The organism is Microbacterium hanjuni, from assembly GCF_043556395.1.
GTDB lineage: Bacteria > Actinomycetota > Actinomycetes > Actinomycetales > Microbacteriaceae > Microbacterium.
Map to the genome: position 1 here is coordinate 728,612 of NZ_JBIGIK010000001.1, position 23,167 is coordinate 751,778.

23 protein-coding genes, 1 tRNA gene and 1 other RNA gene are annotated in these 23,167 nt (G+C 69.2%); 9 read left to right on the forward strand and 16 right to left on the reverse strand.

All coding sequences use genetic code 11. The features are described from left to right. Positions 1–18 precede the first annotated feature (18 nt). The 10 genes from serA to ACFXP5_RS03795 all read right to left on the reverse strand — a co-directional run bounded on the left by serA (position 19) and on the right by ACFXP5_RS03795 (position 10,759). Positions 19–1,623 (reverse strand): phosphoglycerate dehydrogenase, encoded by a 1,605-nt coding sequence (gene serA / locus ACFXP5_RS03750; RefSeq protein WP_394527047.1) that lies wholly within the window; start codon positions 1,621–1,623, stop codon positions 19–21. A 158-nt stretch (positions 1,624–1,781) separates the two neighbouring features. Continuing rightward, positions 1,782–2,126, reverse strand: a complete 345-nt coding sequence (locus ACFXP5_RS03755; protein WP_394527049.1) for a bacitracin resistance protein — start codon at positions 2,124–2,126, stop codon at positions 1,782–1,784. Next, positions 2,123–2,617 carry a DNA polymerase III subunit gamma/tau gene (locus ACFXP5_RS03760; RefSeq protein ID WP_394543554.1) on the reverse strand — a complete coding sequence of 165 codons (495 nt, stop codon included), beginning with the start codon at positions 2,615–2,617 and terminating at the stop codon, positions 2,123–2,125. Before ACFXP5_RS03760 ends, ACFXP5_RS03755 begins: the two co-directional genes overlap by 4 nt. A gap of 32 nt (positions 2,618–2,649) precedes the next feature. Continuing rightward, entirely contained in the window at positions 2,650–3,267 is a 618-nt protein-coding gene (locus ACFXP5_RS03765) for a cyclodeaminase/cyclohydrolase family protein (protein WP_394543555.1), read from the reverse strand. Positions 3,268–3,373: 106 nt separating this feature from the next. Next, on the reverse strand, positions 3,374–4,399 hold the full coding sequence (gene ilvC / locus ACFXP5_RS03770) for a ketol-acid reductoisomerase (RefSeq protein ID WP_394527052.1): 1,026 nt from the start codon (positions 4,397–4,399) through the stop codon (positions 3,374–3,376). Between the two features lie 72 nt (positions 4,400–4,471). Further along, complete coding sequence (ilvN, locus tag ACFXP5_RS03775) at positions 4,472–4,981, reverse strand: acetolactate synthase small subunit (RefSeq protein ID WP_394527053.1); 510 nt, start codon at positions 4,979–4,981, stop codon at positions 4,472–4,474. 7 nt (positions 4,982–4,988) lie between these two features. Next, complete coding sequence (locus ACFXP5_RS03780) at positions 4,989–6,791, reverse strand: acetolactate synthase large subunit (protein ID WP_394527055.1); 1,803 nt, start codon at positions 6,789–6,791, stop codon at positions 4,989–4,991. Positions 6,792–6,830: 39 nt separating this feature from the next. Continuing rightward, positions 6,831–8,552 carry a dihydroxy-acid dehydratase gene (ilvD, locus tag ACFXP5_RS03785; protein WP_394527057.1) on the reverse strand — a complete coding sequence of 574 codons (1,722 nt, stop codon included), beginning with the start codon at positions 8,550–8,552 and terminating at the stop codon, positions 6,831–6,833. Between the two features lie 9 nt (positions 8,553–8,561). Beyond that, the gene (otsB, locus tag ACFXP5_RS03790) at positions 8,562–9,344 is read right to left on the reverse strand and encodes a trehalose-phosphatase (RefSeq protein ID WP_394543556.1); all 783 of its coding nucleotides are present in this window, start codon (positions 9,342–9,344) and stop codon (positions 8,562–8,564) included. Continuing rightward, positions 9,341–10,759 (reverse strand): alpha,alpha-trehalose-phosphate synthase (UDP-forming), encoded by a 1,419-nt coding sequence (locus ACFXP5_RS03795; protein WP_394543557.1) that lies wholly within the window; start codon positions 10,757–10,759, stop codon positions 9,341–9,343. The genes otsB and ACFXP5_RS03795 overlap by 4 nt, the downstream gene beginning before the upstream one ends. A gap of 113 nt (positions 10,760–10,872) precedes the next feature. Between ACFXP5_RS03795 and ACFXP5_RS03800 the strand changes: the two genes are divergently transcribed. After that, positions 10,873–11,130, forward strand: coding sequence for a hypothetical protein (locus ACFXP5_RS03800; RefSeq protein ID WP_394527062.1), 258 nt, complete (start codon positions 10,873–10,875; stop codon positions 11,128–11,130). Between the two features lie 16 nt (positions 11,131–11,146). Here ACFXP5_RS03800 and ACFXP5_RS03805 read toward each other — a convergent pair whose 3' ends face one another. Beyond that, positions 11,147–12,271: an FAD binding domain-containing protein gene (locus ACFXP5_RS03805; RefSeq protein WP_394543559.1), complete on the reverse strand. Its 1,125-nt coding sequence runs from the start codon at positions 12,269–12,271 to the stop codon at positions 11,147–11,149. Between the two features lie 172 nt (positions 12,272–12,443). Here ACFXP5_RS03805 and ACFXP5_RS03810 point away from each other — a divergent pair, with 172 nt between their 5' ends. The 6 genes from ACFXP5_RS03810 (at position 12,444) to ACFXP5_RS03835 (ending at position 18,975) form a co-directional block, all read left to right on the forward strand. Continuing rightward, positions 12,444–13,247, forward strand: a complete 804-nt coding sequence (locus ACFXP5_RS03810) for an aquaporin (RefSeq protein WP_394543560.1) — start codon at positions 12,444–12,446, stop codon at positions 13,245–13,247. Positions 13,248–13,299: 52 nt separating this feature from the next. After that, on the forward strand, positions 13,300–13,743 hold the full coding sequence (locus tag ACFXP5_RS03815; protein WP_394543561.1) for a MarR family winged helix-turn-helix transcriptional regulator: 444 nt from the start codon (positions 13,300–13,302) through the stop codon (positions 13,741–13,743). After that, positions 13,740–14,966: an MFS transporter gene (locus ACFXP5_RS03820; RefSeq protein ID WP_394543562.1), complete on the forward strand. Its 1,227-nt coding sequence runs from the start codon at positions 13,740–13,742 to the stop codon at positions 14,964–14,966. Before ACFXP5_RS03815 ends, ACFXP5_RS03820 begins: the two co-directional genes overlap by 4 nt. Before the next feature lie 103 nt (positions 14,967–15,069). Then, positions 15,070–15,570, forward strand: a complete 501-nt coding sequence (locus ACFXP5_RS03825; protein WP_394543563.1) for a Fur family transcriptional regulator — start codon at positions 15,070–15,072, stop codon at positions 15,568–15,570. Continuing rightward, complete coding sequence (locus ACFXP5_RS03830) at positions 15,567–17,231, forward strand: catalase (RefSeq protein WP_394543565.1); 1,665 nt, start codon at positions 15,567–15,569, stop codon at positions 17,229–17,231. The genes ACFXP5_RS03825 and ACFXP5_RS03830 overlap by 4 nt, the downstream gene beginning before the upstream one ends. Positions 17,232–17,343: 112 nt before the next feature. Beyond that, positions 17,344–18,975 carry a Na+/H+ antiporter gene (locus tag ACFXP5_RS03835; protein WP_394543566.1) on the forward strand — a complete coding sequence of 544 codons (1,632 nt, stop codon included), beginning with the start codon at positions 17,344–17,346 and terminating at the stop codon, positions 18,973–18,975. A 12-nt stretch (positions 18,976–18,987) separates the two neighbouring features. On the opposite strand, the gene ACFXP5_RS03840 is transcribed toward ACFXP5_RS03835, so the two are convergent. Together ACFXP5_RS03840 and ACFXP5_RS03845 are read right to left on the reverse strand one after the other, a co-directional pair. Next, positions 18,988–19,425, reverse strand: coding sequence for a hypothetical protein (locus ACFXP5_RS03840; protein ID WP_394543567.1), 438 nt, complete (start codon positions 19,423–19,425; stop codon positions 18,988–18,990). A gap of 254 nt (positions 19,426–19,679) precedes the next feature. Continuing rightward, positions 19,680–19,752: transfer RNA gene (locus tag ACFXP5_RS03845), tRNA-Lys, on the reverse strand. A gap of 100 nt (positions 19,753–19,852) precedes the next feature. Between ACFXP5_RS03845 and ACFXP5_RS03850 the strand changes: the two genes are divergently transcribed. Together ACFXP5_RS03850 and ACFXP5_RS03855 are read left to right on the forward strand one after the other, a co-directional pair. Next, complete coding sequence (locus tag ACFXP5_RS03850) at positions 19,853–20,683, forward strand: inositol monophosphatase family protein (RefSeq protein ID WP_394543568.1); 831 nt, start codon at positions 19,853–19,855, stop codon at positions 20,681–20,683. After that, a complete protein-coding gene (locus tag ACFXP5_RS03855; RefSeq protein ID WP_394527079.1) occupies positions 20,680–21,252 on the forward strand; it encodes a hypothetical protein in 573 nt (190 codons plus the stop codon). Before ACFXP5_RS03850 ends, ACFXP5_RS03855 begins: the two co-directional genes overlap by 4 nt. Before the next feature lie 28 nt (positions 21,253–21,280). Here the strand turns inward: ACFXP5_RS03855 and ACFXP5_RS03860 are convergent, their stop codons facing one another. The 3 genes from ACFXP5_RS03860 to ssrA form a co-directional block, all read right to left on the reverse strand. After that, the gene (locus ACFXP5_RS03860; RefSeq protein WP_394527080.1) at positions 21,281–21,556 is read right to left on the reverse strand and encodes a hypothetical protein; all 276 of its coding nucleotides are present in this window, start codon (positions 21,554–21,556) and stop codon (positions 21,281–21,283) included. Positions 21,557–21,595: 39 nt separating this feature from the next. Then, positions 21,596–22,573, reverse strand: coding sequence for a zinc-binding dehydrogenase (locus ACFXP5_RS03865; protein ID WP_394543569.1), 978 nt, complete (start codon positions 22,571–22,573; stop codon positions 21,596–21,598). 94 nt (positions 22,574–22,667) lie between these two features. Next, positions 22,668–23,036: a transfer-messenger RNA gene (gene ssrA / locus ACFXP5_RS03870) on the reverse strand. Between the last annotated feature and the right edge of the window lie 131 nt (positions 23,037–23,167).

Below are 23,167 nucleotides of genomic sequence, written 5' to 3' on the forward strand. Positions count from 1 at the left end.
ATTCGCGGGGGAACCGGGTCAGGCCTCGGTGATCTCGATCTGGCGGAAGAGGCTCGCGTCGATCTCGGCGCGGATCTGCTCGACGAGCTCCTCCGACGCCGGGGAGTCGACCGTGAGTACCGACAGCGCTTGGCCACCCGCTTCGCGGCGGGCGATCTGCATGCCCGCGATGTTGATCCCGGCCTCGCCGAACCGCTTGCCGTAGACCGCGACGATGCCCGGACGGTCGGTGTACAGCATCACGAGGTGGTGCTGCTCGATGGGGATCTCGACCGCGTAGCCGTTGATCTCGACGAGCTTCTCGATCTGCTTGGTGCCGGTGAGGGTGCCTGACACCGACAGCTGCGAACCGTCGGCCAGGGCGCCGTTCAGGGTGATGACGTTGCGATACTCGTCGCTCACGTCGTCGACGAGCAGGCGCACGTCGACGCCGCGCTGCTCGGCCAGCAGCGGCGCGTTGACGTACGACACCGTCTCGCTGACGATGTTGGTGAACACGCCCTTGAGCGCGGCCAGCTTCAGCACGCTCACGTCGTACTCGCTCAGCTCGCCGTGCACCTCGACGTCGAGGCTGGTCAGCGGGCTGTGCGCGATCGCGGCGAAGATCTGACCCAGCTTCTCGACGAGCGGGATGCCAGGGCGGACGTAGGGGTCGATGACCCCTCCCGCCACGTTGACCGCGTCGGGCACGAGCTCGCCACCGAGGGCGAGGCGCACGGAGCGGGCGACCGAGACGCCCGCCTTCTCCTGCGCCTCCTCCGTGCTGGCGCCCAGGTGCGGGGTGACGATCACGGTAGGAAGATCCAGCAGACGCTGCGCGGTGCTGCCCTCGGCGGGCGGCTCGCTCGTGAAGACATCGAGACCGGCTCCCGCGATCTCGCCCGTCGTGAGCGCGGTGTAGAGGGCGTCCTCGTCGATCAGACCGCCGCGGGCGACGTTGACCACGAACGCGGTGGGCTTCATGCGTGCGAGCTGGGCGGTGCCGATCATGCCCGTGGTCTCGGGCGTCTTCGGCATGTGGATGGTGACGAAGTCGCTCTGTTCCAGCAGCTCGTCGAGGGTCACGAGGTGCACGCCCAGCTGCTGCGCGCGTGCGCTCGTGACATAGGGGTCGTAGGCGACGACGCGCATGTCGAAGCCCTGCAGGCGAGCGGCGATCAGGGCGCCGATGCGCCCGAGTCCGATGATGCCGACCGTCTTCTCGAACAGCTCGGTGCCGGTGAACGAGCTGCGCTTCCACGCCCCGCTCGACAGCGAGGCGTGCGCGGCCGGAATGCGGCGGGCGAGGCTCAGGATGTGACCGACGGTGAGTTCGGCCGCGGAGATGATGTTCGACGTCGGCGCGTTCACGACCATGACGCCCGCCGTGGTCGCGGCCTTGATGTCGACGTTGTCGAGGCCGACACCGGCACGCGCGACGACCTTCAGCGCGGGAGCGGCAGCGATCGCCTCGGCGTCGACCTTCGTCGCCGAACGGACGAGGATCGCATTCGCCTCGGGGATCGCCGCGAGCAGCGCCGCGCGATCGGACCCGTCGACGTGCCTCACCTCGAAGTCGGGCCCGAGCGCATCGATCGTGGCGGGGGAGAGTTCTTCGGCGATGAGGACGACGGGTTTCGTCACAGAGAGATCCTTCGGCAAGACGCGGGGCAGGGGATGCTGCGGTGCCCTGGTCGGTGCGGAACGTCGACCGGGCGCGGGCATCGCCAGCTTATCGCGGCGTCGCGCGGCTCCTCGATCGTGTGACGCCCGATGCCGCGACGGACCGAGCGACCCGCCGCTCAGCCCCCGTAGAGGGAGAAGGAGACGACGCCGTAGGCGACGATGTTCACCCAGAAGACCGCCGACAGGGCGAGTCCGGTGAGCATCACCAGCGCGAACTCCCCCGGCCTGCGCCGGTGTCCGACAGCGAATGCGGCACCGAACGCGAGCAGCGGGAAGACGACGGCGGCGAGGTGTACGAACCACCCGTAGGTGTTGAGCCCCAGGGGGCCCGTGGCTTGACGCACCAGGAGATCGACGGCGTTCCACACGATGAACGCGTAGAACAGTCCCATTCCCCCGGCGATCGTGACCGTGACCCAGACAGGCAGGGGCCGCCGGGTGGGCACAGCATCCGACGTCATACCAGCGCCCCCGTGAACAGGAACGGCCACGGCACGAGCAGCACGATGCCGGCGATCAGCCAGACGAAACGCACCCAGGTGGTCGACCGTCGTGTCAGAGCGAGGGTCGTGACGAACCACACGACCGGTGCCGCGGTGGCGGCGATGGTCGCACTGGTGAGCATGACGGTCGAGACCGGCAGGCCGCCCACCGCCTGCAACCGGAGCCCAGCGATGAACCATCCGATCGCGAAGAAGAGGTAGGCGCCGGCGATCAGGCCCAACAGGACGAGCGCGACGTTGCCGAGACCCGCAGGTTCGTCGTCGTCGCCGGCGTCCTCCCCGACCACGGCCGGCGCGGCCGGCTCCGGCTCGTCCGCGACGATCGGCTCCGAGTCGGCGGCCCGCTGTCCGCGAGCAGCTCGCCCACGCGGGGCCGCGTCCACGCCGACATCGAGCGTCGGATCGTCGTCGCCGTCCCAGCTCAGGGCGTCGTCGTCTCGCCCGGTCATCACGAGAGCGAGTGTACGTCGCGGGGCACCCCTCACTCCAACGGGAGCGTCGCCAAGAGCTGTTCGACGGAACTCCGGGATGCCTGGAGGCGGTCGGCTTCGACCGTGAGCTCGTCGATGTCGTCGGACGCGTCGTGGAACGAGGAGTGCTTCCGCGCGAGGGCGAGGTTCGAGCGCAGGTTGATCAGGGCCGCACCCAGCGCTGCGCGCAGCGCCTCGGCCGCGATACCCGTATCGGCCACGACGTGCAGGTTGCCCACGGCGGCGATGACGGTCAGCTCGTGGGAGAGGGCGATGCCGATCGCGCCCAGCCGGGCGGACGAGCGGGCACCCGCGATAGCGCGCGCCCGGACACGGCCGCCGCGCTCCGGACCGTGGGACGCGAGCGCCTCCCCCAGTGCGACGGAGGCGATCCCGTCGGCGCGCCCGGCTTCGAGCGAGCGCTCCCGCAGCGCGGCGAGCCGCTCTCCGCTCGCCTGGGCTTCGGCGTTCTCCGGCGTGTAGGCGCTGACCATGTGCAGCAGCGCGGCCGAGAGACCGAGCATCACTCCCGCGGCCGAGCCTCCCCCCGGGGCGCCGTGCGCCTCGGACAGGCGGACGAGCCACGCGTCGAGGCCGAGGGAGAGCGGGATATCGGAATCGGCCGGCATGCGGCCACTGTAGCGGCGCTGCCGGGGGGCCGTGAACGGACGAAGCCCCGGCCGTCGAGCGGCCGGGGCTTCGTTCGCCCGGCCGCCGTGCGGCCGGGGCTGGGCGTCAGCGCGCGGCCGAGCCCTCGACGTAGTCGCTGTCGGACTGCTTCCAGGCGAAGAGCGAGCGCAGTTCCTTGCCGGTGGCCTCGATCGGGTGACCGGCGGCCTTCTCACGGAGGGCGAGGAACTCGGGGGCGCCGGCGTCCTGGTCGTCGATGAAGCGCTGCGCGAACGCGCCCGACTGGATGTCGGCGAGCACCGCCTGCATGTTCTCCTTGACGTGGGGGTCGATGACCCGCGGGCCCGAGACGTAGTCGCCGTACTCGGCCGTGTCGGAGATCGACCAGCGCTGCTTGGCGATGCCGCCCTCCCACATGAGGTCGACGATGAGCTTCAGCTCGTGGAGCACCTCGAAGTAGGCGATCTCGGGCTGGTAGCCGGCCTCGGTCAGCGTCTCGAAGCCGTACTGCACCATCTGCGACACACCGCCGCAGAGCACCGCCTGCTCGCCGAAGAGGTCGGTCTCGGTCTCTTCCGTGAAGGTCGTCTTGATGACACCGGCGCGCGTTCCGCCGATGGCCTTGGCGTACGCCTTCGCGACGTCCCAGGCCTGGCCGGACGCGTCGCGCTCGACGGCGATGATGTCGGGGATGCCGCGGCCGGCGACGAACTCGCGGCGCACCGTGTGGCCGGGGGCCTTCGGGGCGACGAGGATCACGTCGACGCCCTCGGGGGCGTCGATGTAGCCGAAGCGGATGTTGAAGCCGTGGGCGAAGGCCAGCGTCTTGCCGGGGGTCAGCTTGTCCTTGATCGACTCGGTGAAGATCGAGCGCTGGTGCTGGTCGGGAGCCAGGATCATGATCAGGTCGGCCCACTCAGTGGCGTCGGCGACCGACTTGACCTCGAACCCGTCCTCCTGCGCCTTCGCAGCGGACTTCGAGCCGTCCTTGAGGGCGATGACGACCTCGACACCGGAGTCGCGCAGGTTCTGCGCGTGGGCGTGGCCCTGCGAGCCGTAGCCGACGATCGCGACCTTCTTGCCCTGGATGAGCGACAGGTCGGCGTCGTCGTCGTAGAAGATCTCTGCCATTTTGGGTGTTTCTCCTTGTTTGAGGAATCGGTCGCTGAGCGAGCGCCAGCGAGACGAAGCGGGGTGGGGAAGTCAGCCGCGCAGGACGCGCTCGGTGATGCTCTTGCCGCCGCGGCCGATGGCGAGCAGGCCGGACTGCGCCTGCTCCTTGATGCCGAACGGCTCGAGCGCGCGCAAGAACGCCTCCACCTTGCCGTGGTCGCCGGTGATCTCCGCGACGACGGCATCGGGGGCGTAGTCGACGACCGAGGCGCGGAAGAGGTTGACGACCTCCAGCACGTTCGATCGATTCGCATTATCGGCCTTGACCTTGACGAGCATGTGCTCGCGCTGCACGGAGGCGGACGGATCGAGCTCGACGATCTTGATGACGTTGATCAGCTTGTTCAGCTGCTTGGTCACCTGCTCGAGCGGAAGCCCTTCGACATCGACGACGACCGTGATGCGCGAGAGCCCCGGCACCTCGGTCACCCCCACGGCGAGGGATTCGATGTTGAAGCCGCGACGGGCGAACAGACCGGCGACGCGGGTCAGCAGACCCGGTTTGTCCTCGACGAGGAGGCTCAGTACGTGAATCGACATGGCGGCCTCAGTCATCCTCGGAGAAGGCGGGAGCGTGATCGCGGGCGTACTGCACGTAGCTGTTGCTGACGCCCTGCGGCACCATCGGCCACACCATCGCGTCGGCGCTCACCACGAAGTCGATCACCACGGGGCGATCGTTGGTCTCGAGCGCCAGCTTGATCGCGGCGTCCACCTCGTCCTCGCGCTCGACCCGGATCGCCAGGCAGCCGTACGCCTCCGCGAGCTTGACGAAGTCCGGGATGCGGGCGGTGCCGTGCCCGGTGTTGAGGTCGGTGTTGGAGTGGCGGCCGTTGTAGAACAGCGTCTGCCACTGCCGCACCATGCCCAGGGACGAATTGTTGATGATCGCGACCTTGATCGGGATGTTGTTGATCGAGCAGGTCGCGAGTTCCTGGTTGGTCATCTGGAAGCATCCGTCACCGTCGATGGCCCACACGACGCGATCGGGCTCGGCCACCTTCGCGCCCATGGCGGCGGGCACCGAGTAGCCCATCGTGCCTGCACCGCCCGAGTTGAGCCACGAGTTGGGGCGCTCGTACTTGATGAACTGCGCCGACCACATCTGGTGCTGACCGACACCGGAGGCGAAGATCCCCTCGGGTCCGGTCAGCTCGCCGATCCGCTGGATCACGTACTGCGGAGCGAGCAGGCCGTCGGTCGGCTGGGAGTAGCCGAGCGGGAACTCCGCACGCAGGCCGTCGAGGTAGGACCACCACTCCTCGGTGTCGGGCTTGCCCGAGCCGATGGCGGCGCGGAAGGCCGACTCGAGGTCGACGAGCACGTCCTTGAGATCGCCCACGATCGGCACGTCGGCGGTGCGGATCTTGGAGATCTCGGCAGGATCGATGTCGACGTGCACGACCTTGGCGGTGGGGGCGAACAGCGCCGCCTTCCCCGTGACGCGGTCGTCGAAGCGAGCGCCGAGGGAGACGAGCAGGTCGGACTCCTGCAGCGCGAGCACGGCGGGCACCGTGCCGTGCATGCCCGGCATGCCGAGCTGCTGCGGGTGCGAATCCGGGAACGCGCCGCGGGCCATCAGGGTCGTGACCACCGGGGCGCCGGTGGCTTCGGCCAGAGCCAGGAGTTCCTGGGCGGCACGGGCGCGGATGACGCCGCCGCCGACGTACAGCACCGGCTTCTTGGCGGTCGCGAGAAGCTGAGCGGCGGCCTGGATCTGCTTGCCGTGCGCCTTGGTCACCGGCCGGTAGCCGGGGAGGTCGATCTTGGGCGGCCAGATGAACGGCGCCTCGGCCTGCTGGGCGTCCTTGGTGATGTCCACGAGCACGGGACCCGGCCGACCGGTGCCCGCGATCTCGAACGCCGAGGCGATCGCACCGGGGATGTCGGCGGCGTCCTTGACGAGGATGGAGTGCTTGGTGATGGGCATCGTGATGCCCACGATGTCGGCCTCTTGGAACGCGTCGGTCCCCATCAGGGTGGAGAACACCTGGCCGGTGATGCAGACGATCGGCACCGAGTCCATGTAGGCGTCGGCGATGGCCGTGACGAGGTTGGTCGCCCCGGGTCCGGACGTCGCGATCGCGACACCGGTGCGACCGGATGCTGACGCGTACCCTTCGGCGGCGTGACCGGCTCCCTGTTCGTGGCGCACCAGGATGTGACGGATCTCGGAGGTGTCCATGAGGGGGTCGTAGACGGGCAGGATCGCGCCGCCGGGCAGACCAAAGACGTCGGTGACACCGAGCAGTTCGAGCGAGCGGACGACCGCTTGAGCGCCCGTCAGGATGGGCGCTGCGGCAGCGCGAGCGGGAGGCCGGGGGACGGCGGGGGCGATGTCGATGGACATGGTGCTGCTCCTCAGAGGAGGGTGGAAATGCGGGGCCGATCAGCCGGTGACAGCGCCGCGAGCGGCGGACTGCACGAGCTTGGAGTATTTGGCCAGGACGCCACGGGTATAGCGCGGGGGAAGCGGCTCCCAGCCGGAACGGCGGGAGGTGAGCTCTGCGTCGTCGACGAGTAGGTCGAGAGTGCGAGCCGCGATATCGACCCGTATCAGATCACCATCGCGCACGAAGGCGATAGGACCTGCGTCCACCGCTTCGGGTGCTATGTGGCCGATGCACAGGCCGGTTGTGCCGCCTGAGAATCGTCCGTCGGTCAACAGTAGTACATCCTTGCCGAGGCCCGCCCCCTTGATGGCGGCGGTGATCGCGAGCATCTCGCGCATGCCTGGACCACCCTTCGGACCCTCGTAGCGGATCACCACGACGTCGCCGGCGTTGATGTCTCCGGCCTCGAGCGCGTCCATGGCGGCGCGCTCGCGCTCGAACACCCGGGCCGGACCCTCGAAGGTGTCGGCGTCGAAGCCGGCCGACTTGACGACCGCGCCCTCGGGGGCGATCGAGCCGTGCAGGATCGTGATCCCACCGCTCGCGTGGATCGGGTTGTCGAAGGTGTGGATAACCGTGCCGTCGATGGGCTCGGGGTCGAGTTCGCGCAGGTTCTCGGCGAGCGTCTTACCGGTCACCGTGAGGGCGTCGCCGTGCAGCAGTCCCTCGTCGAGCATCGCCTTCATGATCACGGGGATGCCGCCGTGCCGGTCGACGTCGTTCATGACGTACTTGCCGAACGGCTTCATGTCGGCGACGTGCGGCACCTTGTCGCCGATGCGGTTGAAGTCGTGCAGCGACAGCTCGACCTCCGCTTCGTTCGCGATGGCGAGGAGGTGGAGGACGACGTTGGTCGAACCGCCCAGCGCCATGGCCAGGGCGATCGCGTTCTCGAACGCCTCTTTCGTGAGGATGTCGCGGGTCGTGATGCCCAGGCGCAGCAGGTTCACCACGGCCTCGCCCGACCGGTGCGCGAAGTAGTCGCGGCGGCGGTCGGCGGCGGGCGGTGCGGCGGAGCCGGGGAGGCTCAGGCCCAGGGCCTCAGCGACGGATGCCATCGTGTTGGCCGTGTACATGCCGCCGCAGGCACCTTCGCCGGGGGCGATGGCGCATTCGATCCGCTTGAGGTCGGCCTCGCTCATCTTGCCCGCGAGGCACGCACCGACGGCCTCGAAGGAGTCGATGATCGTGACGTCCTTCTCGGTGCCGTCGCTGAGCTTGACCCACCCGGGTGCGATCGATCCGGCGTAGAGGAACACGCTCGACAGGTCGAGGCGGGCGCTGGCCATCAGCATCCCCGGGATGGATTTGTCGCATCCGGCGAGCAGCACCGAGCCGTCGAGGCGTTCGGCCATCATGACCGTTTCGACGGAGTCGGCGATGACCTCGCGCGACACGAGCGAGAAGTGCATGCCCTCGTGGCCCATCGAGATGCCGTCGGACACGGAGATGGTGCCGAACTGCAGCGGGTATCCCCCGCCGCCGTGCACACCCTCTTTCGCCCCCTGCGCCAAGCGGTCGAGGCTCAGGTTGCAGGGCGTGATCTCGTTCCAGCTCGACGCGATGCCGATCTGCGGCTTATCCCAATCGGCGTCACCCATCCCCACGGCGCGGAGCATGCCGCGCGACGTGGTGGCCTCGATGCCGTCAGTGACGACGCGGCTGCGAGGTTTGATGTCGGGCGCTGAGGTCTCGGTGGAGTTGGCGGGTCGGGACATGCTCGAAGTCTATTCCGGGCGCGACGCTCGCAGCCGCGCCAGCTCGCCGAGCGCTTCGGCGAACGCCGGGATGTCGGGCAGCGACACGGTCGCCGCGGTCTCGTTGGTGCCGATGTGCACGCCGAGATCACCGGGGAGCAGGGAGCGCAACGCGTCTTCGTCGGTCACGTCGTCGCCGGCGAAGAGCACGGCGGTGGCGCCCGTCTGCTCGCGGAGCCGAGCGACGGCGGTGTCCTTGCCCTCGTGTCGGAACGCGAACTCGACGATGTTCTGTCCGATCCGGCGGCGCCAGTCCGGCGCCTCGGACGCCATGATCGCGTCGACGGCGGCGTTCGCCGCGGCGGCGGCGTCGACGTCTTTCACCAGGCGCGTGTGTACGGCGAATCCGAACGTCTTGGGCTCGATCCAGACGCCCGGGTATCCCGCGACGGCGGACTGAGCCTCCCCGAACAGGCGGTCGCGCAGGGCGTCGTCCGCCGACTCGTCGGCCGGCTCGATGACGCCCTCCCCCGGCCGCCAGAACTCCGCGCCGTGAGAGCCGGCGAGCAGCAGCAGCGAATCGTCGTCGTGCTCGGCGATGATTCGCAGATCGCCGAGGCTGCGCCCCGACACGAGGGCGACCGTCGTGGCCGGGAGCGCCGCGAGGGCGTCGATCGCGGCGCGGGCCGTCGACAGCATCCGCGCCTTCATGGGGTCGTCGTCGTGGGGCGAGACCGTTCCGTCGAAGTCGAGGGCGACCAGCAGCACGGGGGTCGCTGCGAGCTCGACCAGCGCATCATCGAGGGTGCTCATGCGGTCACCGCCGCACCGCGTTCGTGGAAGACCGCGAGCGCGTCGAGGAAGTCCCGCGACCAGTCCTCGACGTCGTGCTCGCGCACCCGTCGCCGGAGGGCACGCATCCGTCGCCCTTGCTCGGCGGGGGGCATCTCGACCGCGCGCATGATCGCATCCTTCAGTCCGTCGATGTCGTGCGGGTTGATGAGGATCGCGCTGCCGAGTTCATCGGCCGCGCCGGCGAACTCGCTGAGCACGAGAGCGCCGCGGTTGTCGACGCGGGCCGCGACGTACTCCTTCGCGACGAGGTTCATCCCGTCGCGAAGGGCGGTGACGAGCATCACGTCGGCGGCGAGGAACAGGGCGACCATCTCCTCCCGCGGGTAGGCCTGGTGCAGATACCGCACGGCCGTGTGACCCATCGTGTCGTAGTCGCCGTTGACCCGCCCGACCGCCAGTTCGATCTCATCGCGGAGCTTCATGTAGGTGGCGACCCGCTCGCGACTGGGGCTGGCGACCTGCACGAGCGTCGCGTCGTCCACCGAGAGGCGACCGTCCTCGAGCAGCTCTTGGAACGCCTTGATGCGGTGGCGGATGCCCTTCGTGTAATCCAGACGGTCCACCCCGAGGAGGATCGTCTTGGGGTTGCCGAGGCTCTCGCGGATCTCCACGGCCCGGGCCTGGATGTCGGGGCGCTGAGCGAGTTCGATGTACGACTCCGCGTCGATCGAGATCGGGAAGGCCTTCGCGAGCGCGGTGCGGGTGGTGCCGTCGGCGGTGGGGACGGAGATGCCGGATGCTTTGGTCTCGTAGCGCAGCTGTCGGCGCACCGCGCGGGCGAAGTTGCCCGCATCCGCGACACGCTGGAAGCCGATCACATCCGCACCCAGAAGCCCCTCGAGCACCTGCTTGCGCCACGGGAGCTGCGAGTACAGCCCGTAAGCGGGGAAGGGGATGTGGTGGAAATACCCGATGGTCAGATCGGGCCGCGCGTCACGCAGCATCTTCGGCACGAGCTGCAGCTGGTAGTCCTGCACCCAGACGATCGCGTTCTCGGCGGCAGCGCCGGCCGCGGCCTCGGCGAAGCGTCGGTTCACCTTGACGTACGAGTCCCACCACACGCGGCGGTACCGCGGGGCGGCGATGACGTCGTGATAGAGCGGCCAGATGGTGTCGTTGGCGAAGCCCTCGTAGTAGTTCTCCACGTCGTCGGCGGTGAGCATGACGGGGACGAGGTGCGTGCCCTCGAAATCGAACGGGTCCAGCTGCACATCGGGCTGACCCGGCCACCCCACCCAGGCCCCCTCGGCCTTGCGCATGACCGGCTCGAGAGCAGTCACGAGACCACCCGGGGAGCGTCTCCACTCGTCGGAGTCCCCCGCCCGGTCGACGGGGAGGCGGTTCGCCACGACGACGAAATCAGCTTTAGACACAGGGGCTCCTCGGTGGGGGTTTTCTCAGGCTAACAGCGGGCGTCCGCGGTGTCCGGGGCGGTGCATGTCAAGCCGGGGTTCGCTACCCTGCCCGCGCAGGTAACGTGTGATCCATGCGCAAGTACCTCTTCGGCACCGGTCTGATCAGTGCCATCACGAGTGGCCTCACCCTCATCCGCAGCCTGCGCAGCAATGAGCCGTTCAGCTGGCGTCAGGCGCTGGCCTGGGCGAGCTGGGGCATCACGCTGGCACTGGCGATCGGCTCGGTCGTCGACACCCGGCGGGCGTCCCGCGGCAAGACGATCGCCGGCGACTCCCCGCTGTCGCGCGGCGAGCAGAAGCGCTTGTTGAAGCAGCGCGTCTCGCGCTGATCGCTTCACGCCCAGGTCAGAGCGGCAGGGATTCCCCCAGCTGCCTGCCGTAGGCGGCGATCGCACGGGCGACCGGCAGCCGGGTCTGGTCGTACCGGGCCAGCGCCTCGTCGACCGGGAGCGCATCGAGCAGGTCGGCGAGCGTCATCGCATCCCCCGCTGCTTTCGCGGCGCCCATCGCCGTGTGCGGGCGCACCACGGCCGCGGCGTCGCCGAGCAGGGCGACGCGGCCGCGGACCATCCGCGGGGGCACGTAGTCGAAGATGGCCTGCAAGAACGGGTCGGGCTCCGCGGCGACGGCCTCGGCGAACGCCGGCGGCAGTTCCGCCTCGGCCGCCGCGACCAGATCGGCGCGTTCGGCGGTGGGCAGGTCTCCGGGGGCGAGCGACACGCCGCCCGGCGGTCGGCGGGCCTTCGTCATGATCGACTCCAGGCCATCCGGGGTCAGCGAGCGGTACCAGACCCAGTTGTATCGTCGGAGTCCCCGCTCGATCTCTCCCCCGGCGCCGGGCACCAGGTAGCCGAGCATGTGCGCGTGCGGCGCGGTGAAGAAGGCGAACCGATCGAGCAGCACGCGCGCGGCCAGCGGTGGCAGGTCTTTCTCGGGGACGAGTCCGCGCCAGGTCACGTAGCCGACATAGGTGTTCGAGTGCTGGCGGGGAGCGACCGCGGATCGCGTGACGGAGCCCAGGCCGTCGGCGCCGATGATCGCGTCGAACTCGAGCGTGCGTCCGGTGTGCAGCTGCACGGCCGCGCGGTCGGCGTCCGTGGCTGAGACACCCAGCGCCGCGTGGTCGAGCAGGTAGCGGTCGCCCGGGATCTGCGACCGGAACGCCTCGTACAGCGTGTCCCACGACAGTTGCGTTTGCGGGGTCGGGTCGCGGAACACCACGTCGCCGCGGCGGTTGAGCGTGATCCGCTCGCGGGCGACGACCCCCTCGCTCGCGGCGGCGCGCAGACCGGTGCGATCCAGGATGTCGAACAGCTCCTGCTGCGCGACGAGGCCGGCGCCGCGACGCCCGAGCCCGGTTCGAGAGCGCTCGAGCACCGTCACGGAGTGCCCCGCCTGGGTCAGCAGAACGGCAGCGAACAGTCCACCGATCGATCCCCCGATGATTCCGATTTCCAGCCGCTGCGCCATGCGTTTCATCCTCTCCCTGGCACCTCGAACGCTAACGACCGCGAGCGCCGCGGCCCATCGACGGATGTCGAGCAGCTCGCGACGGTTGTCGAAGGCGTCGCGGCGAGCGCGCGGTTAGCGTCGTCACCATCGCACTCGGTGCGTTCCCGTCGTCCTCACCCCAGGAGCAACCGTGCACGCCACCACATCGACCGCGCCCTCCTCCACGACCATGGCTGCCCGCCTGGGCGCCGAGGCACTCGGCACCTTCTCCCTGGTCTTCGGTGTCATCGGTGCAGCTCTCTTCGCGGCCGGGTTCCAGGACGGCACGGGGGGCTTGAACATCGGCTTCCTGGGTGTTGCGCTCGCGCTCGGGCTCACCGTCGTCGGGGGCGCTTATGCCTGGGGTCCGATCTCCGGCGGTCATTTCAACCCCGCGGTCACCATCGGTATCGCCGTCGCCGGTCGCTTCTCGTGGCGGCTCGTCGCGCCGTACATCGTGGCCCAGATCGTCGGTGGGCTTGCGGCATCGTCCCTTCTGGCGGCGATCGCCGCCGGGGGCCCTGCGGGCTTCTTCGACACGGCCCGCCACGGAGGTTTCGCGTCGACCGGGTGGGGGGCGCTCTCCCCCGGCGGATTCTCGCTCGGCAGCGCCTTCCTCGTGGAGGTCATCACGACCGCTGTCTTCGTCGGCGTCATCCTCAGCGTGACCGGCCCTCGCGGGATCGCCGCCACCGCCCCCCTGGCGATCGGTCTGACCCTCACGCTGATGGCGCTCATCGCGATCCCGATCTCGAACGGCTCGTTCAACCCCGCACGCTCCATCGCGACCGCGGTGTGGGGTGGCGGCGAGGCCCTCGGGCAGCTGTGGATGTCCCTCCTCGCCCCGACGCTCGGCGGGGTCGTCGCCGGCGGCATCGCCCTGCTGATCACCCGCAGCCGTCCGCGCGTCGAAGACGCCCCCGCGCCCGCCCTCGGCGCGAAGGCCGGCGCCTAGCATCCGATCTCCTTTGCATACCCTTGGTATATACCGGGGCTATGCTTAGAGCGTGACCCACGCAGAAGACATCGGGCGGCTGATCATCGCCGCCAACGCCCTGACCCGGATGGCGGCGCTCACCGCCGACACCGAGACCCCCGCCGCGCAGTGGCGCACGCTCAAGCTGTTGCGCGATCACGGTGCGCTGCGGGTGGGCGAACTCGCCACGATCAGCCGCGTGTCCCAACCCGGCATGACGCGTCTCATCGGTCAGATGCATGCCGCCGGGCTGGTGGAGAGGTCGGCGGATGCTGCCGACTCGCGCGCGATCGTCGTGTCGGCGACGGCGTCCGGCGAGCGCGCGCTGGACGACTGGCTCGCGCAACTGCAGGACGCCCTGCTGCCGTTCTTCGCCGACCTCGACGAAGCGGACTGGGAGGCCGTGCAGCGCACCGCCGACCTCCTCGCCCGAAAGACCACGGTGGCATCGGTCGGAACGGCGGTCGCTCGATGAGCGCCGCTTCGGGTGTCAGCGTCTGGCGTCAGCCGGCCCAGGTGTGGGCCGTCGCCTTCGCCTGCGTGGTGGCGTTCATGGGAATCGGCCTCGTCGATCCGATCCTGCCCGCCATCGCGGAATCGCTGCAGGCCAGTCCCGTGGAGACCGAACTGCTGTTCACGAGCTACCTCCTCGTGACCGGACTCGCGATGCTCGTCACGAGCTGGGTGTCCAGTCGCATCGGCGCGAAGCGCACGTTGCTGGTCGGACTCGCCCTGATCGTCGTCTTCGCGCTGCTCTGCGCACTGAGCGGCAGCGTCGACGCCGTGATCGGCTTCCGCGCCGGGTGGGGCCTCGGCAACGCGCTCTTCATCTCGACCGCTCTGGCCACGATCGTCGGTTCGGCCAGCGGCGGCAGCGGTGCCGCGATCATCCTGTACGAGGCAGCGCTCGGTCTCGGCATCGCGATCGGCCCGCTCCTGGGCGGCCTGCTCGGCGAGGTCAGCTGGCGCGGACCGTTCTTCGGCGTGGTGGCGCTCATGGCGCTCGCCTTCGTCGCCGTGCTGGTGCTGTTGCGGGGGCCGGAGCCCGAGCGCGCCCCCGTGGCTCTCTCCGCACCCTTCCGGGCTCTGACGCACCCGGCTCTCGCCGTGCTCGCCGTCACGGCGCTGTTCTACAACATCGGCTTCTTCGTGCTGCTCGCGTTCTCGCCCTTCCCCCTCGGGTTCGGCGCGATGGGCATCGGATTCACGTTCTTCGGATGGGGCGTGGCGCTCGCCGTGACGAGCGTCTGGGTCGCGCCGCTGCTGCTGCGCGCCGTCCGACGCACCACCGCGATGCTCGTGGTGCTCCCGCTTCTGGCCGTCGACCTGATCGTGGCGGCGCTGGTCGTCGCGACCCCGGCCGCCCTGGTCGCCTGCATCATCGTCGGCGGCCTGCTGCTGGGCCTCATGAACACGATCCTCACCGAGTCGGTCATGGAAGCCACCGACCTGCCGCGCTCGGTCGCCAGCTCCGCCTACTCGGCCGTGCGGTTCCTCGGCGGCGCAGCCGCTCCCCCGCTGGCCGCCCTGCTGTGGCACGCCTACGGCGCCGGAGTGCCGTACCTCTGTGCTGCAGCATCCGTTCTCCTCGCCGCGCTCACGCTGCTCATCGGTCGCCGCGCTCTCGCACGCATCGACCGTCACGAGGCGGACACCGCCGAAGAGGGCGCCGCCGTGCTCGTGGGCGACGCCGGCTGAGAGCGCGCTGGGGCGCAGCGACAGCTCGGATGCGACGGACCGAATACGACGACGCGCCGCCCGTTATCTTGACTCATTCCAGATAACGGGCGACGCTGTACCCATGGCTCCCCCCGAAACCGCGTCCGGCTCAGCCGATGCGGACATGCGGGAGATGCTGCGGGCTCGAGGCCTGCGCGTCACGACGCCGCGTCTCGCGGTACTGGACGCCATCCGCGTCGCTCCCCACAGCGAAGCGACGCGCATCGCCGAGCTCGTGCGCGGCGGCGGCCTCACGGTGTCGACGCAGGCCGTCTACGACGTACTGCACGCCTGCACCAGCGCCGGGCTGTTGCGCGCCGTCGAGCCTGCCGGTTCCCCCGCGCGCTACGAACTGCGCGTGGGCGACAACCACCACCACCTCGTATGCCGCTCCTGCGGGGCGGTCACCGACGTCGAATGCACCCACGGCGCCGCCCCCTGCCTGCAGCCGGGCGACGCGGCCGGTTTCGTGATCGACGAGGCCGAGATCACCTTCTGGGGCCTGTGCCCCGAATGCCAGCGCCTCGACGCAGCATCCCCCATACCCCCCGAAACCGACACGAGAGAAAGGGACATCCCATGACAGACGTCTCCCACCAGCCTCCCGCCCCGGGCGAAGAAGAGCGCCCCACCCTGACCAACCGTCAGGGTCACCCCGTCTACGACAACCAGAACTCCCGCACCGTCGGTGCCCGTGGCCCCGGCACCCTCGAGAACTATCAGCTGCTCGAGAAGATCAGCCACTTCGACCGCGAGCGCATCCCCGAGCGCGTCGTGCACGCCCGCGGCGCCGTCGCCTTCGGCCACTTCGAGGCGACCGGTCAGTGGGGTGACGAGCCCATCGCGAAGTACACCCGCGCGAAGCTGTTCAACACCCCCGGCAAGAAGACCGACCTCGCGATCCGCTTCTCCACCGTCATCGGCGGGCGCGATTCGTCCGAGGCCGCCCGCGACCCCCGTGGCTTCGCGGTGAAGTTCTACACCGAGGACGGCAACTGGGACCTCGTGGGCAACAACCTCGCGGTGTTCTTCATCCGCGACGCGATCAAGTTCCCCGACGTCATCCACTCCCTCAAGCCCGACCCGATCACCTTCCGCCAGGAGCCGGCGCGGATCTTCGACTTCATGTCGCAGACCCCCGAATCGATGCACATGCTGGTGAACCTCTTCAGCCCGCGCGGCCTCCCCGCCAACTACCGCACCATGCAGGGCTTCGGGGTGAACACCTACAAGTGGGTGAACGCCGACGGTGAGACCCAGCTGGTCAAGTACCACTGGATCCCGCGTGCCGGAGTCAAGAGCCTCACCGAGAAGGATGCTGCCAACATCCAGGCGGGCGACCTCGGCCACGCCTCGAAGGACCTGTACGAGAGCATCGAGGCGGGCGAATACCCGCAGTGGGACCTCTACGTGCAGCTGATGAGCGACGACGAGCACCCCGAGCTCGACTTCGACCCGCTCGACGACACCAAGGTCTGGCCCGAGAACGTGTTCGAGCCGAAGCTCGTCGGTACCATGACGCTGACGAGCAACGTCTCCGACCACCACAACCAGAACGAGCAGATCGCGTTCGGTACCGGCGTACTCGTGGACGGCCTGGATTTCTCCGACGACAAGATGCTCGTCGGGCGCACGTTCTCGTACTCCGACACCCAGCGCTACCGCGTCGGCCCGAACTACCTGCAGCTGCCGGTGAACAGCGCCAAGAACGCGCGCGTCGCCACCAACCAGCGCGGCGGCCAGATGTCGTACGGCGTCGATCTCGGTGAGGGCCAGAACCCCCACGTCAACTACGAGCCCTCGATCACGGGCGGCCTCCGCGAGGCTCAGGCTCCCACCCACGACGAGCAGGGACCCGAGATCACCGGCCGTCTGACGCGCAAGCGCATCCCGCGGACGAACGATTACACGCAGGCAGGACAGCGCTACCAGCTGATGGAGCAATGGGAGAAGGACGACCTGGTCGCCAACTTCATCGACCTCATCGGTCAAGCGGTGCCCGAGGTGCAGCAGCGCATGGTGTGGCACTTCCTCATGGTCGACGACGAGCTCGGCGCGCGCGTCGGTGAAGGCCTGGGCATCGCCGCGGCGGACGTCAAGGACCTCCCGCCGCTGCAGACCCAGACGCTCGACGAGGACGAACTCGCGCGCCTCGCGAACCTCGGCAACAACGGCCCGCGCGACGTCACCGGTCTGATCATGACCTCCCTCGTCCCGAACGAGCACGTGGTCATCGAGCGCTGATCCCGCCCGATCGCACGAAAGCCCGGCTCCCGCAATCGCGGGGGCCGGGCTTTCGGTATCGCGGTACAGTCCCCCCAGCCTCCAACGCGCGGGGCATTCCCGAGGAGAGACCATGCTCGCTCTAGAAGTCGTCGTCGTCCTGGCGGCCGCGATCCTGGTGTCCACGCTGCTCGCCCAGCGGTTGCGTATCGCCCCACCGATCCTGCTCCTCGCGTGCGGCGCCCTGCTCGGCTTCGTGCCGGCGCTCGCTCAGGTACAGCTGCCTCCCGAAGCGGTGCTACTGGTGTTCCTGCCCGCTCTGCTCTATTGGGAGAGCATCACCACGTCGCTGCGCGAGATCCGCAGCAACCTCCGCGGCGTCGCGCTGATGAGCACCCTCCTCGTGTTCGCGACAGCGGCGGCCGTCGCCTCGATCGCGCACCTGTTCGGCGTGCCCTGGGGGCCCGCCTGGGTGCTGGGCGCCGCCGTCGCGCCCACCGACGCGACCGCGGTGGGCGCGCTGACCCGCTCGCTCCCCCGCAGCGATGTCACGAGCCTTCGGGCCGAGAGCCTCGTCAACGACGGCTCCGCGCTCGTGCTCTACGGCATCGCGGTGTCGGCGACCGTCGGGGAGATGCAGGTCGGTGCTCTGAGCATCGGCGGATCGCTGGTGCTCTCCTACGGCGGCGGCTTCCTCGCCGGCTGTCTCGTCGCCGCGATAGCGGTGTGGGCACGCCCCCGCTTGAAGAACGCGATGATCGAGAACGTCGCCATCCTGCTGACCCCGTTCACGGCGTTCCTTCTGGCCGAACTCATCCACGCCTCCGGCGTCCTGGCCGTCGTCACGGCAGGACTGATCATGAGTCAGGCCGGTCCGCGCGTCGGAAAGGCCGCCGCGCGACAGCAGACGGAGTCGTTCTGGTCGCTCGCGACGTTCCTGCTGAACGGTTCGCTCTTCGTCTTGGTGGGCATTCAACTGCAGGGGGTCGTTCAAGACCTCACCGGCGCATCCCTGGGTCTCGGACTCGCGCTCGTCGCGGTCGTGTCCGTCTGCCTGGTGGTGGTGCGACTGGCCTTCCTGTTCATCACGGCCTACACGATCCGGGCTCTCGACCGCCGGCCGTCCCAGCGGCGACGACGGATGAGCAATCGTTCCCGGGTCGTGAGCGGACTGGCCGGCTTCCGCGGGGCCGTCTCGCTGGCTGCCGCGCTGGCGGTTCCGGCGACGATGACCGACGGAACGCCCTTCCCCGACCGTTCCCTGATCATCTTCGTCACAGCCGGGGTGATCGTGGTGACCATCGTCGGCCAAGGACTCACCCTGCCCGCCGTCGTCCGCTGGGCGAAGCTGCCCAAGGACACCTCGGTCAGTGAAGAGCGGCTGTTCGCCGAGACCACCTTCTACAAGGCGGCCCTCGCGGATCTGCCCGAGATCGCCCGCCGCCTGGGCACCGACGCGGAGGTCACCGAGCGGTTGCGCACGGAATACGAGGAGCATCTCGAAGAATTGGATGCGGAGACCCGAGCGTTCGAGAAGGACGATCGCCCCGACGCCCCGGGCGACACCTCGAAGAACGCCGAGCCGGCAGCGGTGCGGCGTCGGCGCCAGATGGTCGAGCTGCGCCTCGCCCTCCTGCGTCACAAACGCGCGACCATGATCGAACTGCGCGACGAGAAGCGCATCGACGACATCGTGCTGCGGCAGCTGCAGGACCGGCTCGACATCGAAGAGGTGCGCCTCACCGGCCGAGCCCCCGTGGAGTGATGCGGCCCGGTGTCAGGAGGCCGGCCACTCCCCGTAGTGCTCGATCATCTGCTCCTGCGGAACCGAGAGGAACGTCTTGCCGACCGACACATCGTCGAGCCCGAGCTCGGCCACGGCGTCGGTCATATCGAGCACGGGCGGGTACTGACCGCTGGGTACCGGATGCGCCCCGTCTGCGAACGACACCGACACGGCCGACGGCTCATAGACGTCGAACGACCACGCGGCCGCCAGCGTGCGATCGAGGAGGTCGGCGAGATCGCCCGCGGCGACTTCGTCGACGGATGCTGAGATCGTCAGCGATCTGCTCGTAGGAAGCCCGTCGAAGGCGCCGTCGACGGAAACGTCTTGGACCCCCGGCAACGCCGAGACCGTCTCGCTCAACTCCTCGAACCCGGGATCTGCCGCAGGTGACAGCGTGCACCCCGCGAGCAGGACGACCAGCGTCACCGTCGCGACTCCCGCGACGGATCGAAACCTTGCGTGACTCGGCATCCTCGGCCCTCCCCGCCGCTTATCGTCGCAGGGATTCACCCGTGTGAGCGGCGCCGCGCGGAAACCGCCACGGCGAATCCACAGGTTCTCGCTCCACTCCATGGTCTGATGCTGCATCCCGGTGTTGACTGACGCAGCGAGGCATGGATTCGCGCACCGCGGGCATGAAAAAGCCCCGGTAGATGGCGAGATCTACCAGGGCTAATCCGTGCACCCCCTCGGACTTGAACCGAGAACCCACTGATTAAGAGTCAGTTGCTCTGCCGATTGAGCTAGAGGTGCGTGGAACGCCAGGGTGGAGCCCGGCGAACCGAGGGTCCACGTTACCATCCCTGACGCGCCCTCGCCAATCGAGGCCAGGGGCCGCACTATCCTTGAACCCGTGCCATCCCCCTCGGTCTCCGACACTTCCTCCGCCGACGATCTCGCCTTCGCCCTCCGCCTCGCGGATGCCGCGGATGCGGTGTCGATGGCATCCTTCGACACTGCCGATCTCGACGTGCAGGTGAAGGCCGACGCCTCTTTCGTCACCGCCGCCGATCTCGCCACCGAACGGGCGATCCGAGCCCTTCTCGAGGCCGAGAGACCCGCGGACGGCGTCTTCGGCGAGGAGTTCGGCGTCTCGGGCACCGCGAGTCGCCGGTGGATCATCGACCCGATCGACGGCACCTCGAACTACCTCAAGGGGGTGCCCGTCTGGGCGACCCTCATCGCGCTCGCCGTGGACGGCGTACCGACCGTCGGCGTCGTCAGCCAACCCTCGCTCGGCCGCCGCTGGTGGGCCCGGCTGGGGGGTGGCGCGTGGACCAACTCCCCCGGAGGCGCTGACCGCCGCATCCATGTCTCCGGAGTCGACCTCGTCGAGAAGGCGAGTGTCAGCTTCCAGAGCATCGAGCAGTGGGATGCTGCAGGGCATCTGCCCGCTCTCCTGCGTCTCTCGCGTGCCGTGTGGCGCGACCGCGGTTACGGAGATGCCCTCCCCTACATGTGGCTCGCCGAAGGGCGTCTGGAGTTCGTCGCGGAGTTCGACGTGAAGGAGTACGACCTGGCCGCCCTGGTGCCGATCGTGAAGGAGGCCGGCGGACGCTTCACCTCGTTCGACGGCGACGAATCGATCTCGGAGCGCTCCTCGCTCGCGACGAACGGGGTGCTGCACGACAGCTTCCTCGAGCTGCTCCACGCCGACGCCGACGCCGAAGAGGCCACCTCATGAGCCCCGTTCCCCGCCGCGCCCTCGCCGCCGTCCTCGCGCTTTCGGCCCTCGCCGTCGTCGCCGGGTGCGCGGCGCCCCCGGCTGCCGCGCCGACCCCGTCGGCGAGTACAGCCGAGCCGCTTCCCGTGGTCACACCGACCGTCGAGCCGAGCCCCTCGGCGACGCCCGTCGGCGACGCGACCTGCGAATCGATCCTCCCGGCCGACACCGTCGCCGACTTCGAGGGCATCGGGTGGACGGCCAAGGAAGAGCCGTTCCACGTGGGCGACACCCAGCTCATCGACGGGTTGCAGTGCACCTGGGGCGACTTCGCGGTGGCCACCGACCACGTGCAGATCTTCGGGTGGGCGCCGATCACCGACGCCCAGGCCACGACCGCCCAGCAGGAGCTTCTGTCGACCGGCTGGCGGCGCGAAGACAGCGAGGACGGCGTGTACATCACCGAGAGCCTCGACACCGCGATCGCCCCCGTCGACGGGTACGGCATCACCTACCTGTTCCAGGACGGTTCGGTGACCGTGGCCGACACGAAGCAGGGTCTGCTGCTGGTCGAACCGCCGCAGAGCTGAGCGACGCCTCAGGCGGGGGCGGCGCTGCTCAGCGGAACGGGTTGACCGCGTCCGCTCCGTCGGCGTCGGCGAGACCGGCCGCATGCCCCTGGTCCCAGGCGTCACCACGGCCCTCGAGCTCGCGCGACAGCGCGTCGGTGTCGAGGATGCGTTTCGCGAGGCGCACCCAGTCTCCCCAGTGCGCCGATACGGTGTCGGACCCGGACCCGGGCGCGGACGCCGAGACCTCCCATTGCTCGGGGGCGTCGGCGGGCCGCAGCACGAGCGCTGCCGTGCTGAGGGTGGCTCTCCGGGGATCAGGCATGGGTTCGGCTCCTGGGGTCGGGGAATCGGTGCGGTCGGCTCAGAAGCGCAGCAGCACCTTGCCGGTGCGCCCCGGCACGTCGCTGGCCGCTGCGGCCGCACGGGCGTCGTCGATCGGGAAGACCGCTTCGACCGGGAGCACGACATCGCCCGAGCCGATGCGCTGCACGAGTTCGCCCAGCAGCTCCCCACGCCGCGCGGGATCCATGGTCTGGCTCACCCGGCTGCCCCAGAACCCCTTGACCGTGGCCTCCTTGAAGATGAGGTCGCCCGAGGAGAGCTGCAGGGTCGGGGAGCCCATCGCGCCGAAGGAGACCAGCGTGCCGCCCTCGCCCAGCAGCGAGAGCAGCTCTCCGGCCGCTTCGCCGCCGACGGAATCCACCGCCGCCCGCGGGTTCGCGTCACCGAGGATCGCCGCCGCGCGTTCGCGCCAGTCCGCGCTCTCGGTCGAGACGATGTCGCCGATGCCGACCGCGGCCAGCTCGTCGACGCCCGCGTCTCGGCGCACGAGGCCGAGCACGTGCACCCCGCGGGCGGCGGCGAAGCGGGCGACGAGTTTGCCGACCGCGCCGTTGGCGGTGTTCTGCACGATCCAGTCGCCGGGCTTCACGTCGAGGTAATCGAGCAGGCTGAGAGCGCTGAACGGCATCGAGACGAGCTGCGCGGCCGTCTCGTCGCTCACCGCGTCGGGAACAGGGAGCAGCCCCGCTGCCGGGGCCACGAAGTATTCCGCCCACGCACCGAACGTGCCTCCCGTGGCGACGCGCTGGCCGACGCGGAGGGTGTCCACACCCTCGCCGAGCGCGTCGACGACGCCGACCGCTTCGGTACCGGCGGCGGCGGGAAGGTCGGGCTTGAAGCCGTACGTCCCGCGGATCGTCCAGAGGTCGTGGTTGTGGATGGGCGAGAGCACCGTGCGCACCCGCACCTGGCCGGGGCCGGGTTCGGGCAGCGGACGCTCGGTGACCTCGAGCACCTCGGAGGCCTCGCCGAAGCTGGAGTGGGTGAGTGCGCGCATGCTGCGCTCCTTCCGTCGGGGAAACGAAGAAGGACCCAGCCGCCGCGACCTGCGCGGCACTGAGCCCCTCTTCTCTGACAACGGTGACAACGGTTGGTGGAGATGGGGGGAATCGAACCCCCGTCCATCACTGGGAAAGTGCGGTTTCTCCGGGCGCAGTCTGTAGAGGCGTTCTGCTCGGCTCCGACTTTTGTCACAGACACCTAAGTCGACGAGCCCAGCCTGAAAAAGTCCCGTGCGACGCTCAGGCGACGTCGCACAGCAAGACCCCTAAATGACGCCAGGATCCGTGGCGGGATCACACACGGTCTGACGGACTATCGGGCTCGCTTACGCAGCGAGAGCGAAGTCAGTGCGATTGGTTTCGGCACTTATAGTTTTGCAAGGAGCGTTAACGAGATAACCCTGCATCCTCGGCCCGCTTCACGCAGAGACACCAGCGATGTCGAAACCGATCATCCCCGTGGTCCTCGTGCGAGGGGCCGTTGTCACCCTGTGGAATTGTCAACTCGGGCCGGAAAGGCTCGAGCGTTACAGCGTACAACGGATGCTGACGCCTCGCCATTCCCGGAGCGGAGCCCGGGTGCACCCGCC

Bases quoted from the DNA above. Each gene is read 5' to 3' on its own strand.
- ACFXP5_RS03755 (WP_394527049.1), bottom strand. From the start codon at position 2,126: ATGACGTCGGATGCTGTGCCCACCCGGCGGCCCCTGCCTGTCTGGGTC.
- ACFXP5_RS03760 (WP_394543554.1), bottom strand. From the start codon at position 2,617: ATGACCGGGCGAGACGACGACGCCCTGAGCTGGGACGGCGACGACGAT.
- ACFXP5_RS03765 (WP_394543555.1), bottom strand. From the start codon at position 3,267: ATGCCGGCCGATTCCGATATCCCGCTCTCCCTCGGCCTCGACGCGTGG.
- ilvC (WP_394527052.1), bottom strand. From the start codon at position 4,399: ATGGCAGAGATCTTCTACGACGACGACGCCGACCTGTCGCTCATCCAG.
- ilvN (WP_394527053.1), bottom strand. From the start codon at position 4,981: ATGTCGATTCACGTACTGAGCCTCCTCGTCGAGGACAAACCGGGTCTG.
- ACFXP5_RS03780 (WP_394527055.1), bottom strand. From the start codon at position 6,791: ATGTCCATCGACATCGCCCCCGCCGTCCCCCGGCCTCCCGCTCGCGCT.
- ilvD (WP_394527057.1), bottom strand. From the start codon at position 8,552: ATGTCCCGACCCGCCAACTCCACCGAGACCTCAGCGCCCGACATCAAA.
- otsB (WP_394543556.1), bottom strand. From the start codon at position 9,344: ATGAGCACCCTCGATGATGCGCTGGTCGAGCTCGCAGCGACCCCCGTG.
- ACFXP5_RS03800 (WP_394527062.1), top strand. From the start codon at position 10,873: ATGCGCAAGTACCTCTTCGGCACCGGTCTGATCAGTGCCATCACGAGT.
- ACFXP5_RS03805 (WP_394543559.1), bottom strand. From the start codon at position 12,271: ATGGCGCAGCGGCTGGAAATCGGAATCATCGGGGGATCGATCGGTGGA.
- ACFXP5_RS03820 (WP_394543562.1), top strand. From the start codon at position 13,740: ATGAGCGCCGCTTCGGGTGTCAGCGTCTGGCGTCAGCCGGCCCAGGTG.
- ACFXP5_RS03825 (WP_394543563.1), top strand. From the start codon at position 15,070: ATGGCTCCCCCCGAAACCGCGTCCGGCTCAGCCGATGCGGACATGCGG.
- ACFXP5_RS03830 (WP_394543565.1), top strand. From the start codon at position 15,567: ATGACAGACGTCTCCCACCAGCCTCCCGCCCCGGGCGAAGAAGAGCGC.
- ACFXP5_RS03835 (WP_394543566.1), top strand. From the start codon at position 17,344: ATGCTCGCTCTAGAAGTCGTCGTCGTCCTGGCGGCCGCGATCCTGGTG.
- ACFXP5_RS03855 (WP_394527079.1), top strand. From the start codon at position 20,680: ATGAGCCCCGTTCCCCGCCGCGCCCTCGCCGCCGTCCTCGCGCTTTCG.
- ACFXP5_RS03860 (WP_394527080.1), bottom strand. From the start codon at position 21,556: ATGCCTGATCCCCGGAGAGCCACCCTCAGCACGGCAGCGCTCGTGCTG.
- ACFXP5_RS03865 (WP_394543569.1), bottom strand. From the start codon at position 22,573: ATGCGCGCACTCACCCACTCCAGCTTCGGCGAGGCCTCCGAGGTGCTC.